This is a genomic window from Micromonospora sp. NPDC047753 (assembly GCF_040642735.1).
Taxonomy (GTDB): Bacteria; Actinomycetota; Actinomycetes; order Mycobacteriales; family Micromonosporaceae; genus Micromonospora.
Genome location: NZ_JBEYSL010000199.1, coordinates 1 through 11,157 on the forward strand (window position 1 = coordinate 1; position 11,157 = coordinate 11,157).

Annotated in this window: 12 protein-coding genes; 6 read left to right on the forward strand and 6 right to left on the reverse strand. The window is 70.5% G+C overall.

What is annotated here, in order from left to right; translation table 11 throughout:
• Both ABZ749_RS18080 and ABZ749_RS18085 read right to left on the reverse strand, forming a co-directional pair.
• Window positions 1–614, reverse strand: a 614-nt coding sequence (locus ABZ749_RS18080; protein WP_357229099.1) for a PQQ-dependent sugar dehydrogenase, incomplete at its 3' end; no start/stop codon positions are given.
• Between the two features lie 152 nt (window positions 615–766).
• A complete protein-coding gene (locus ABZ749_RS18085) occupies window positions 767–2,596 on the reverse strand; it encodes a glycoside hydrolase family 15 protein (RefSeq protein ID WP_357229101.1) in 1,830 nt (609 codons plus the stop codon).
• 111 nt (window positions 2,597–2,707) lie between these two features.
• Between ABZ749_RS18085 and ABZ749_RS18090 the strand changes: the two genes are divergently transcribed.
• Window positions 2,708–3,295 carry a general stress protein gene (locus ABZ749_RS18090; protein WP_357229104.1) on the forward strand — a complete coding sequence of 196 codons (588 nt, stop codon included), beginning with the start codon at window positions 2,708–2,710 and terminating at the stop codon, window positions 3,293–3,295.
• A 51-nt stretch (window positions 3,296–3,346) separates the two neighbouring features.
• Here the strand turns inward: ABZ749_RS18090 and ABZ749_RS18095 are convergent, their stop codons facing one another.
• A complete protein-coding gene (locus tag ABZ749_RS18095) occupies window positions 3,347–3,934 on the reverse strand; it encodes a DUF1684 domain-containing protein (RefSeq protein ID WP_357229106.1) in 588 nt (195 codons plus the stop codon).
• A 33-nt stretch (window positions 3,935–3,967) separates the two neighbouring features.
• Window positions 3,968–4,537, reverse strand: a complete 570-nt coding sequence (locus ABZ749_RS18100; protein ID WP_357229109.1) for a WHG domain-containing protein — start codon at window positions 4,535–4,537, stop codon at window positions 3,968–3,970.
• A 60-nt stretch (window positions 4,538–4,597) separates the two neighbouring features.
• On the opposite strand from ABZ749_RS18100, the gene ABZ749_RS18105 reads away from it, so the two are divergent.
• Window positions 4,598–5,086, forward strand: a complete 489-nt coding sequence (locus tag ABZ749_RS18105; protein WP_357229112.1) for an FBP domain-containing protein — start codon at window positions 4,598–4,600, stop codon at window positions 5,084–5,086.
• Window positions 5,087–5,147: 61 nt separating this feature from the next.
• Here the strand turns inward: ABZ749_RS18105 and ABZ749_RS18110 are convergent, their stop codons facing one another.
• Window positions 5,148–5,681: a GNAT family protein gene (locus ABZ749_RS18110; RefSeq protein WP_357229115.1), complete on the reverse strand. Its 534-nt coding sequence runs from the start codon at window positions 5,679–5,681 to the stop codon at window positions 5,148–5,150.
• A gap of 158 nt (window positions 5,682–5,839) precedes the next feature.
• Here ABZ749_RS18110 and ABZ749_RS18115 point away from each other — a divergent pair, with 158 nt between their 5' ends.
• From ABZ749_RS18115 to ABZ749_RS18125, 3 genes are all read left to right on the forward strand, one after another.
• Window positions 5,840–6,322, forward strand: a complete 483-nt coding sequence (locus tag ABZ749_RS18115) for a MarR family transcriptional regulator (protein WP_357204714.1) — start codon at window positions 5,840–5,842, stop codon at window positions 6,320–6,322.
• Between the two features lie 10 nt (window positions 6,323–6,332).
• Window positions 6,333–7,319 carry a pirin family protein gene (locus ABZ749_RS18120; RefSeq protein ID WP_357229118.1) on the forward strand — a complete coding sequence of 329 codons (987 nt, stop codon included), beginning with the start codon at window positions 6,333–6,335 and terminating at the stop codon, window positions 7,317–7,319.
• A 327-nt stretch (window positions 7,320–7,646) separates the two neighbouring features.
• Window positions 7,647–9,236 carry a phospholipase D-like domain-containing protein gene (locus ABZ749_RS18125; RefSeq protein ID WP_357229120.1) on the forward strand — a complete coding sequence of 530 codons (1,590 nt, stop codon included), beginning with the start codon at window positions 7,647–7,649 and terminating at the stop codon, window positions 9,234–9,236.
• On the opposite strand, the gene ABZ749_RS18130 is transcribed toward ABZ749_RS18125, so the two are convergent.
• On the reverse strand, window positions 9,185–9,934 hold the full coding sequence (locus ABZ749_RS18130) for a hypothetical protein (RefSeq protein WP_357229123.1): 750 nt from the start codon (window positions 9,932–9,934) through the stop codon (window positions 9,185–9,187). The genes ABZ749_RS18125 and ABZ749_RS18130 overlap by 52 nt on opposite strands.
• A gap of 376 nt (window positions 9,935–10,310) precedes the next feature.
• Between ABZ749_RS18130 and ABZ749_RS18135 the strand changes: the two genes are divergently transcribed.
• Window positions 10,311–11,135: a SigB/SigF/SigG family RNA polymerase sigma factor gene (locus tag ABZ749_RS18135; protein ID WP_355007199.1), complete on the forward strand. Its 825-nt coding sequence runs from the start codon at window positions 10,311–10,313 to the stop codon at window positions 11,133–11,135.
• Window positions 11,136–11,157: the final 22 nt, after the last annotated feature.

An 11,157-nucleotide genomic window follows, 5' to 3' on the forward strand; every position in this document is an offset into this window, starting at 1 on the left:
GAGTCGCCGCCGGAGTTGGTGTTGTCGCCGACGGCGAAGTACAGGTTGCCGGCGGTGTCCCAGCTCATCGAGCCGGCCGAGTGGCAGCAGAGATCGCGTTCGGTGGGCCACTCGATCAGCATGTCCTCGCTGCCCGGGTCGAGCAGCAGCGTGGACGGGTTGAAGGTGAACCGACTGATCCGGTTGACCAGTGGGGTGACCTTCGGCGAGTAGAAGAGGTAGACCCAGCGGTTGCTCGCGAAGCCCGGGTGCAGGGTGATGCCGATCAGGCCGTCCTCGAAGCGGGCGTCCAGCGCCAGGGTGAGGGCCACTGTGGTGGACCTGGTCGCCGGGTTGTAGAGGCGGACCTGACCACCGGCGCTGCTGGTGCCCCGGTTGATGTAGAAGACCTTGCCGTCGGGTGCCACGGCCAGTTCGATCGGTTCGCCCATGGACAGGCCGCCGTCCAGGGCGACCTTCTCGAAACCGGCGGTGGCGGGCGGAGCGAGGGCGGCGGCCTGGGCCGGGGACGCGGCGGCCGGCAGAACGCTTGCCTGCGGGACGAGACAGAGGGTGACCAGGACGGTGAGCAGTGTGGTGGCGCTGACGAGACGTCGGCGCGGTGTGCGGGACACGAGACCTCCAGCTGTCCGGGGGATCTCGGTGCCGCTCCCGCCGACTGGAGGAGCACCGCAGGGTGTCCCGGACATTAACGTCTTTCACTGGAAAGCGATAGAACTTCGCGTTGCCAGATAGAAAGTTGTCACGATCTCCGCGAAAGTCCGGTTCAGCGGTCCACCGGAGAGAAGTACGCCGGGGGCATCCCGCACTGACGCAGCGTCGGGTCCCGCTCGACGTCGGTCAGCACACCGGCGGCGTTGATCAGGCCGATGTGGGAGAACGCCTGCGGGAAGTTGCCCAGCTGCTCCCCGGTCAGCGGGTCGATCTGCTCGGCGAACAGGCCGAGGTCGTTGACCCGCTCCGCCAGCCCCCGGAACAACTCGTGCGCCCGGTCCCGCTCACCGGCCAACGCCAGGCAGCACACCAGCCAGAACGAGCAGATGAGAAAACCCGCCGGGTCACCGTCCCAGCGCCGCAGCAGGCCGTCGTGGGAGAGCCGCTGCTCCACCGCGCGGATCGTCGAGCGCATTCGCGGGTCGTCGGCCCGCAGGAACCCGACCAGCGGCATCACCAGCACCGAGGCGTCCAGGCCCTCGGATTCGAAACTTCCGGTGTACGACTGGAGCCGCTCGTTCCAGCCCCGCTCGAACACCTCCGCGCGCACCGCGTCGCGGGCGGCCGCCCAGCGGGCCACGTCCTGCGGCTCTCCGAGCCTGTCACCAAAGCGGACCGCCCGATCCAGGGCGACCCAGCACTGCACCTTCGAGGACACGTGGTGGTGCTGGACGCCGCGCTCCTCCCACATGCCCGCGTCGGGCAGCGCCCAGTCCCGCTCGGCCTGGTCGGCGAGCACCCGGAGCACGTGCTGCACCTCCGGGTCCAGCGGCTCCAGCTTGTCGCGCATCAACCAGGCGGCATCCATCGCCTCGCCGAAGATGTCGGTCTGCCGCTGCTGCCACGCGTCGTTGCCGATCACCACGGGTGGGCTGTCGCGGTAGCCGCCGAGCTGTTCCAGGCGGTGCTCGGTGAGGTCCCGCTCCCCCAGCACCCCGTACATGATGGGCACCGGCCTGTCGTCGATACGGCCCATCGCCCGGCCCAACCAGGCGAACTGCCGCTGCACCTCGTCCAGGCACGCCGTGCGCCACAGCGCCCGCAGGGTCAGGCTGAAGTCGCGCACCCAGACGTAGCGGTAGTCGTAGTTGCGGTCCCCGCCGAGTTTCTCCGGTAGCGAGGTGGTCACCGAGGCCACCACCGCTCCGCTGGGCCGGTACGTCATGCCCTGCACCACCAGCCGGCTGCGTCGCACCTGCTCGGGGTAGAGCCCGTCGTAGGGGTGTTCGGTCGACCAGGAACGCCAACCGGCGACGGTGTCGGCGATGGTTTGGTCGGCGTCCGGCACCTCCGGCAGCGGGGCGTCGTAGGTCGGGGCGTACCCGAGGGTGAAGTTGTGTTTCGTGCCGACGCGGACGGTGAACGTCCCGGTGGCCTCGCCGTCCATGGCGGTCAACCGCTCGCTGCAGCGCAGGGTGAGTCGGGCGGCACCGGCGATGGCCTCCAGCATGTCCTTCCGCTCGATCAGGTACGCGATGGTGCGGCCGTACTCGAAACGCGGCCGATAGTGCACCCGCATCGGCACCGAACCGGACAGGCCCTGCACCGAACGGACCAGCACCTGCGGCGAGTGCAGACCGATGTCGTGACCGCGTGAGCCGGGCTCGAAGGCGAGCGCGTCGGTCAGCGCGACCTCCCCGTGCGCGGTGTGGAAGACCGTCCGCAACACCAGGGTGTCCTCAAGGTAGGAGCGCTCGACCCGGTAGTCGCCCTCGGGCTGGATGGACCAGTGCCCGGCGTTGTCGTCGAGCAGCCGCCCGAACACCGACGGGGCGTCGAAGCGGCCCGGGCACCACCAGTTGACCGAGCCCGAGGCGTCCACCAGCGCCGCGCTGCGGCCGTCGGCGAGGAAACCGTAGTCGCTGATCTGTCCGCTCTCCACCTGGCTGGCTACCCGGGCAGTCGCCGCCCATTCCCCTACCGCCCGGCGACGGACACCGCGTTACCGGTCGGCCTGGGCGGGAACCCGGGGAGCTGACGAGGGAGGATGCTCATGACGTCAGCTTCGGGGCCGACCGGCAACTGGCGGCCCGGCACACAGGGTGGCGACCTGCTTCCATCCGGACCGGCCGGCCGGCTGTCGACGCCGGGCGGGAACGGCCACGGGCCGGAGGGCGGGCCGCCGACCGTGACGATCGGCTCGTACCCGGACTATCCGACCGCGCAGCGGGTCGTCGACTACCTGGCCGACAACCGCTTCCCGGTGGAGCACAGCGCCATCGTCGGCACCAACCTCACCCTGGTGGAGACGGTGCTCGGGCGAATGACCACCGGTCGAGCCGGGCTGCTCGGCGCCGGTACCGGCGCCTGGTTCGGGCTTTTCATCGGCCTGTTGTTCGGCATCTTCACTGTCGGCAACTGGCTGGCGGTGATCCTGGTCGGGCTGGTCATCGGCGCGATCTGGGGTGCCGTCTTCGGCGCGGTGGCGCACGCCATGACAGGCGGGCAGCGCGACTTCACCTCGGCCAGCTCACTGCGCGCCGGGCAGTACGCCGTGACCGTCGACGCGCAGCTCGCCGATCAGGCGCGACAGCTCCTCGGTCGGATGCAGATGCCCAGCTCGGCCACGAACGCCCGTTGAGCGACGGTCGATCGGCCGTCCCGGCACACACCGGGACGGCCGTTTCGTCGTTCAGTCGTGGTACGCCAGCTCGCCGGCCCGCAGCGGCACGTCGACCCGGTTCTCCGGCGGTGCCAGCGGGCAGGCCCAGCGGTCGTCGTACGCGCAGCTCGGGTTGTAGAGGTAGTTGGCGTCCAGCCGGACCCGGTCACCGGGCAGCACCTCGACGCCCCGGCCGAAGGTGCCCTTCACCGTGTCGGTGAGGTACCGCCCTCCCCCGTAGCTGTCCCGCCCGCAGGTGCCGTCGCGCAGCGGAACGAACAACCCGCCCCCGTACGCCTCGATCCACCACAGGGTCAGCGGCCCCCACGGCGTCTCGGCCACCGCGACCCGCCGGTACGCGACCACCCCGTCCGGGCCCCCGGTGTCGATGCGCAGCTCACCACTGGCGGAGCGCAGGGGCGCTTCGACAACGGCCTCGGGATTGGGCGGGAAGTAGCGCACCCCGGCGAAGTCGGGTCGCTCCGCCACCGGGATCGGGCTCTGCGGGTGGTTGGCGAAGAGTTCGTCGCGGCCGGCGCGGAAGCCGGCCAGGTCGACGTCGGACAGGTACAGCCGGGCCACCCGCTCCCGCCAGTCGGCCAACTCCAGATCATCCACGCCACCGAGCCTATGCCGTGGCTCGGCGGCAGCTCAGCGCGACGGCCAGTTGGTGAGGACGGCGTCGAGGGCGTCCAGGGTGCGCGACCAGGAGTCGTCGGCGGGGCGCGGGGTGTGCCGGAAGCCGCCGGTCTTCTCCAGGCTGACGAACCCGTGGAACGTGCTGTGCATCATCCGTACCGCGTCGGTCTGGTCCGGCTCGGAGAGCTGGTAGCCGCGCAGAATCGCCCGGGTCATCTCGGCGTGCCGGACGCCCGCGCTCGCGGCGGCCGTCTCCGGGTCGAGGTCGATCTGCATGGCCGCGTATCGGCCCGGGTGCTCTCGCGCGTAGTCGCGGTACGCGTTGGCGAACGCGACGAGCGCGTCCTTGCCGGCCCGGCCGGCGAGCGCGGCGGCGACCCGGTCGGCCAGCTCCGCCAGCGCCAGCAGGGCCATTCTGACCCGTAGTTCGTGCGCGTTCTTGAGGTGGAAGTACAGGCTGGCGTCCTTCACCCCGAAGTGGCGTGCGAGGGCGGCGACTGTGACGTTCTCCAGGCCCACCTCGTCGGCCAGCTCGGCAGCGGCCAGCGTCAGACGTTCGGCGGTCACCCCGGCACGTGCCATGCAGCACACTCCCAACCTATCCCCAATAATCACTTGCCTAGGAGAGCTAGGCTACTACCTATGTTGGTCCTGACCGAATCCGTCATCCGCGCGTCCTTCGTCAATTGCAGTCGAGGCGAGACGAAGCGGCTGACCGTACCCAACGATCTTGAAATGCGTCCGTGGGACGACCTCGACTTTCTCGGCTGGCGGGACCCGTCCGCGCCGCAGCGGGCCTACCTGGTCGCCGAGATCGACGGCAAGCTGGCCGGGGTGGTGCTGCGGGCCGCGACGCACCAGACGGGGCGCGTGCGGCACAGCATGTGCTCGTTCTGCCTGACCACGCACCTGGGCGGAGGCGTCTCGTTGATGACCGCCCCCAAGGCCGGCCCGAGCGGGCGGCAGGGCGACTCCGTGGGCACCTACCTGTGCTCCGACCTGGCCTGCTCGCTGTACCTGCGGGGCAAGAAGCACGCCGGGCCTCCCGCGCCCGAGCCGTTGCCCCTGCCGGAGAGGATCGACCGCGTCAGGAGCGCCCTCGCGACGTTCCTCCGCAAGGTCACCGAGTGACGGGTCGAGGCGAACGGCGCGGCCGGGGCCGAAGCGTGTTCGGACCCCGGCCCGCCTACGGTTAGCGGTCGGTGGCCAGGCGGGCGTGCAGGTGCTCGTCGTAGCGGCGGCCGTCGCCGTAGCGGTACGACTCGCGCAGGGTGCCCTCGGCCGGGTAGCCGGCGCGCTCGGCGACCCGGCAGGACGCCGGGTTGGCCACCGCGTGACACAACTCCACCCGGTGCAGCCCGAGATCCGCGAACGCCCACTCGGTGAGCCGGACGACGGCGCGCGCCGCCACCCGACGCCCCCGCGCCGCCGGCATCGTCCAGTAACCGATGGACGCGTCGCCGTCGCGGATATTGTGCAGCGACACCGAGCCGAGCAGCTCGCCGCCGGCCGCCGCGGTGACCGCCATCGAGGCGTGGCCGCCGGTGGACCAGTCGGCCCGGCGACGCACCCAGAGCAGCGCGACCTCGTCGTCGATCGGGCCGCCGCCCTGCGGGTTCCACTGGGCGATCGCCGGATCACGGAGGGCGTCGCGCACCGCCGGGGCGTCCTCGTCCCGCCAGGGGCGCAGCAACAGGTCGGCGGCGGAGAGTTCCACGTGTTCCACGAGGCCGGAGTCTGGCACAACCTACGGCCTGGGCACCGCTCGTTTCACGCGGGGTTTATTTCAAAGCTGCACGAACTGACGGTCAGCGCCCATGGAAGTGACCCATGCAACGCTCAAACGATGTTATTTAAATTTGAAAGAGTGCTACTGTCGTGGGCATGACCGAGAGCCTGGACAGCACCCGAGAGGCCGCCTGGCGCGCCTACATCGAGGCCAGCCAGCGTCTCTACACGCAGTTGGAAGAGGATCTGCGGGTCGCCAGCGATCTCAGCTTCTCCGACTACCACGTGCTGGTCCTGCTCTCCGAGGCACCCGGGCAGCGGCTACGGATGGGCGAGCTGGCCAGCCGGTTGATCTTCTCGCCCAGCCGCCTCACCTACCAGGTCTCCTCCATGCAGCGTCGTGGCCTGGTCAGCAAGGAGCCCTGCCCGGACGACCGGCGCGGCAGCGAGGCGGTCCTCACCGCCGCCGGGCTGCTCGCCCTGCGAGAAGCCGCACCCCACCATCTGGCGTCGGTGCGTACCCATCTCATGGACGATCTCGACGATGCCGAGGTCGCCTGCCTCACCCGGGTCTTCGACCGGCTCGGCGAGCGCCTGCGGGCATCGCGGGCCAGCTCGACCACCCCCGCCTCACGCTAGGAGCCTCGACATGCCCGCGATCACCGTCGACAACGTTCTCGTCCTTCCCCGCCTGCCCCAGCTCGACGAGGCCACCACGATCCGCCCGGTCCGCACGGTGACCACGGCGCCCAGCGGCTTCGAGGGTGAGGGCTTCCCGGTCCGTCGCGCCTTCGCCGGGGTGTCGACCACCGACCTGGACCCGTTCATCCACCTCGACCAGATGGGCGAGGTCGACTACGCGCCGGGCGAGCCCAAGGGCACCCCGTGGCACCCGCACCGCGGCTTCGAGACCGTCACGTACATCATCGACGGCGTCTTCGACCACCAGGACTCCAACGGCGGCGGCGGCACCATCACCGACGGCGACACCCAGTGGATGACGGCGGGCAGCGGCCTGCTGCACATCGAGGCGCCGCCGGAGCACCTGGTGGTGAGCGGCGGGCTCTTCCACGGCACCCAGCTGTGGGTCAACCTGCCCCGCTCGGCCAAGATGAACCCGCCCCGCTACCAGGACATCCGGGGTCGGGAGTCGGCGCTGCTCACCACGCCCGACGGCGGCGCGCTGATCCGGGTCATCGCCGGCGAGGTCGCCGGGCACCGCGGTCCGGGTTCGACCTTCACCCCGATCACCATCACGCACGTCACAGTGCAGCCGGGCGCGCAGGTCGACCTGCCCTGGCGGCCCGACTTCAACGCCCTGGTGTACGTGCTGGGCGGTCGCGGCACGGTCGGCACCGACCGGCGGCCGGTGCGTACCGGCCAGCTCGCTGTGCACGGCCCGGGTGACGCGCTGCGGTTCAGCGCCGACGCCTCACAGGACAGCAACACGCCGGCACTGGACCTCTACATCATGGGTGGTCAGCCGATCCGGGAGCCGGTGGCACAGTACGGCCCGTTCGTGATGAACACCCGGGACGAACTGCTCAAGGCGTTCGAGGACTTCCAGGCCGGCCGCCTCGGCGTGATCCCCACCGAGCGGATTCCGCACACCGGCGGCCAGGGCACCCGACCCTGACCACCGTCGACCGCTGAGGTCGGCGCCGACGCCTCCGGTTCAGCCCGGGGGCGTCGGCGCCACCTCAGGAGACCGCAAAGATCCCGGCAACGCCCAGAATCACCATCACCAACACCGCTACCAGCGCGCCCCGCTCGCTCTCCACCGCCGGCTCGCGGTTCTCGGTCACGGGATTCGTCGTATCGCGGGGCATGGTGTGGCCTCCTCGGCTGTTGTCGCGTCGCTGTCGATGGCGTTGGCCAGGTCACCGGGTCCGGGGCCTGACGTGCGGACCCGCGTCGGGGGTCCTACGGTGAGGACGTTGCCGACCTCCAGGAGGGCTGGACGGTGCCGTTGCAGGACTGGTTCCTCACTGCTGAGGAACGCGCCAACCCGGTGTCTGGCATACCCGCGTGGACCACGGGAAACCTCGCCGAGCCGTTGATTCACGGTGCGGCGTACTTCGACCGACTGGTCGACGAGGTCGAGGCCCTGGGCGCCGGCGACCACCTGTTCTTCACCGACTGGCGGGGTGACCCGGACCAGCGGCTGCGACCGGACGGTCCGACAGTGGCCCAGCTCTTCGCGCAGGCCGCACAGCGCGGTGTCGTGGTCAAGGGGTTGATCTGGCGCTCGCACCTCGACGTGCTGGCGTACAGCGAGGGGGAAAATCGCGACCTCAGCGAGACGATCTCGGCCGCCGGTGGCGAGGTACTGCTGGACCAACGGGTCCGGCGCGGCGGCTCGCACCACCAGAAGCTCGTGGTGCTGCGGCACCTGGGCGCACCCGAGCGGGACGTCGCCTTCGCCGGCGGGATCGACCTGTGCCACAGCCGCCGCGACGACGCCGCGCACCACGGCGATCCGCAACCGGTGCAGATGTCCCCCCGGTACGGACCCAATCCGCCCTGGCACGACGTACAGCTCGCGGTGCGCGGTCCGGTGGTTGGCGCGTTGGACACCCTGTTCCGGGAACGCTGGACCGACCCGATGCCGCTGGACTCGGAGAACCCGATGGCCTACCTGCGGGACCGGCTGCGCGGCTCGGATCTGCGCCCCGACCCGCTACCCGAGCAACCGGCCGATCCGCCGCCCTGTGGTCCGCACCAGATCCAGGTGCTGCGCACCTACCCCGCCGTCCGTCCGCGCTACTCGTTCGCACCGGACGGGGAACGGACCGTGGCCCGGGGTTACACCAAGGCGGTACGCCGGGCCCGCCGGCTGATCTACCTGGAGGATCAGTACCTCTGGTCGACCGAGGTCGCGGACCTGTTCGCGCACGCGCTGCGGGACAACCCGGACCTGCACCTGGTCGCCGTCGTCCCCCGCCACCCGGACGTGGACGGCAAGCTGGTGTTGCCGCCGAACATGGTGGGGCGCGAGCAGGCGCTGTCACTGTGTGAGCGGGCCGCACCGGACCGGGTGCACGTGTTCGACGTGGAGAACCACGCCGGTGACCCGGTCTACGTGCACGCCAAGGTCTGTGTGGTCGACGACGTCTGGGCCAGCGTGGGCAGCGACAACTTCAACCGGCGGTCCTGGACGCACGACAGCGAGTTGTCCTGCGCGGTGCTCGACGAGACACCGGACCAGCGGGAGCCCACCGACCCGGCCGGGCGGGGTGACGGCGCGCGCAGCTTCGCCCGGGACCTGCGACTGCGGTTGTGGCGCGAGCACCTGGACCGTGACCCGGGCGGCGCGGACGACGCCGACCTGCTCGACCCGGCCGACGCCGTCGCGGCCGTCACGGCCGCCGCCGACGCGCTACAACGGTGGTACGACGACGGCCAGGTCGGCGAACGCCCACCGGGGCGACTGCGCCCGCACCGCCCCGAGCGGCTGCCGTGGTACACGCGGGCCTGGGCGCTGCCGGTGTACCGGCTGGTCTACGACCCCGACGGCAGGCCGCTGCGGGCGAGGCTGGCCGGCACCTGGTGAAACGGTCGGGCCGGCTCCGGCGCGGCCACCGCGTGCACGTGCAGCCCGCCCGGGTAGGCGAACGACGAGCGTGGTGAGTAGTAGCCGAAGCCGATGGTCAGTGGGTTGTCCGGGCGCAGCGCGTACATCGGGTGGCCGGGCTGGAGGAACTCCACCGACTCGATCTCGAACGGGGCGACCGGCTCGGCGACGAACGGGTAGGTCGAGCTGACCAGCTGGCCGTCGCGCCGGGTGAAGTAGCGGTGGTGCCCGCTGCTGATCGCGTGCCCGGTCTCCCCCACCCGACACCGGGCCCGGAGCAACGGCGTGCCGTCGATCTCCGTCTCGGAGAGCAGGTCCTCGCCGTTCACGTCGATGTGGGTGCGCCCGGCGAGCACCGGGGCGCCGCGGGCGACGGCGTACTCACGGACCCGCCGGCTGGAGGCCACGTAGTGGGTCCACCAGCCGCCGGCGTTGAGACCGCCGGGCGCGTCGACGCCCAGCAGCGAGACGCCGAGGTAGGTCAGCGAGTATGCGCCGAAGCCGGAGGTCTGCGTCTCATCGTCGACGACGTACTGGTTGAGGAAGACCTGCCGGTCGGGGCGGGGGCAGAGCCCCGGAGGGACCAGGGCGGCGACCGCGTCAGGATCGGCCGGCAGCCAGCTGAAGTAGAGGGTGCGACTGTTCACGACAAGCTGGGGAGCGGCTGGATCGAGCACGGTGCCTCCGAACCGGGTGTGTACACGCGACGCTACGGCCGGTCCCGTCAACGGAACAACGACAGATAGTCGACACTCCTGGCGACTTGTCGGATTTCCTGTTGACCAGTCGACGCAACCCGTGGGCCGATCGGCCGGACCGATCGACCGACCGGTCAGCGGTCGACAGCCGGAGCAACGGGTAAGGATCCTCACAAGCACCCGAACTTCCGCGCCATTTGCACGTTTTGTCTATAGACACACCTTAAGTACATCAACCTTTCGGCTAGATTTCCGGGAGACGATCAGGTTAAGGTGACTCCCGAACGGCCTATTGGAAGCTAAACCAAAGCGTCACACCTTTTTGTCCGCGGACGAGGTGCAGGGAGGACCACCCATGACCGCGCCAACGATCACCGAGCAGCCGAGTGCCGCCGTCAAGACCACCACCAAGCTCGACCCGCGCGCTCTCACCGACAGCGCTGCCGACCTGCTCAACGCGATGGCGGCGCTGCCCGCCAACCACCCGTCGCGCGCCGCGCTGCGGGACCGGGCGATCGAGGCCTGGCTGCCGCTCGCCAACCACCTGGCCCACCGCTACAGCGGGCGCGGCGAGCCGAACGACGACCTGGCGCAGACCGCCGCGATCGGCCTGATCAAGGCCATCGACAAGTTCGACCCCGAGCGCGGTGTCGACTTCGCCGGTTACGCGATCCCCACCATCATCGGCGAGCTCAAGCGGCACTTCCGGGACCGCACCTGGGACATCCGGGTCCCCCGCCGGCTCCAGGAGCTGCGGCTGGCCATCTCCGACGCCAACAGCTCGCTCCTGCAGACCCTCGGCCGCTCGCCGACGGTCGCCGACATCGCCGCGCACCTCAAGCTCACCGAGGAAGAGGTGCTGGAAGGCCTGGAAGGTGCCCGCGCGTACAACGCGGTGTCGCTGTCCACCCCGACCGGTGACGGCGAGCGCGCCACCGAGCTGGGCGACATGCTCGGCGGCGAGGACACCGAGTTCGAGCTGGCGGAGCTGCGGGTCGCCCTCGGCCCGGCGCTGGCCACCCTCGACGAGCGCGAGCAGAAGATCCTCACGCTGCGCTTCTACGGCAACCTGACCCAGTCGCAGATCGCCGACCAGATCGGTGTCTCGCAGATGCACGTCTCGCGGCTGCTGACCCGGGCCCTGACCAAGCTGCGCGGCCAGCTCGACGGCACGTACTGACCGGTTGACGAGTGGAGGGCCG

Coding starts and splice junctions, on each gene's coding strand:
- ABZ749_RS18090 (WP_357229104.1), top strand. CDS start 2,708: ATGACGTCAGCTTCGGGGCCGACCGGCAACTGGCGGCCCGGCACACAG.
- ABZ749_RS18115 (WP_357204714.1), top strand. CDS start 5,840: ATGACCGAGAGCCTGGACAGCACCCGAGAGGCCGCCTGGCGCGCCTAC.
- ABZ749_RS18100 (WP_357229109.1), bottom strand. CDS start 4,537: ATGGCACGTGCCGGGGTGACCGCCGAACGTCTGACGCTGGCCGCTGCC.
- ABZ749_RS18105 (WP_357229112.1), top strand. CDS start 4,598: ATGTTGGTCCTGACCGAATCCGTCATCCGCGCGTCCTTCGTCAATTGC.
- ABZ749_RS18120 (WP_357229118.1), top strand. CDS start 6,333: ATGCCCGCGATCACCGTCGACAACGTTCTCGTCCTTCCCCGCCTGCCC.
- ABZ749_RS18135 (WP_355007199.1), top strand. CDS start 10,311: ATGACCGCGCCAACGATCACCGAGCAGCCGAGTGCCGCCGTCAAGACC.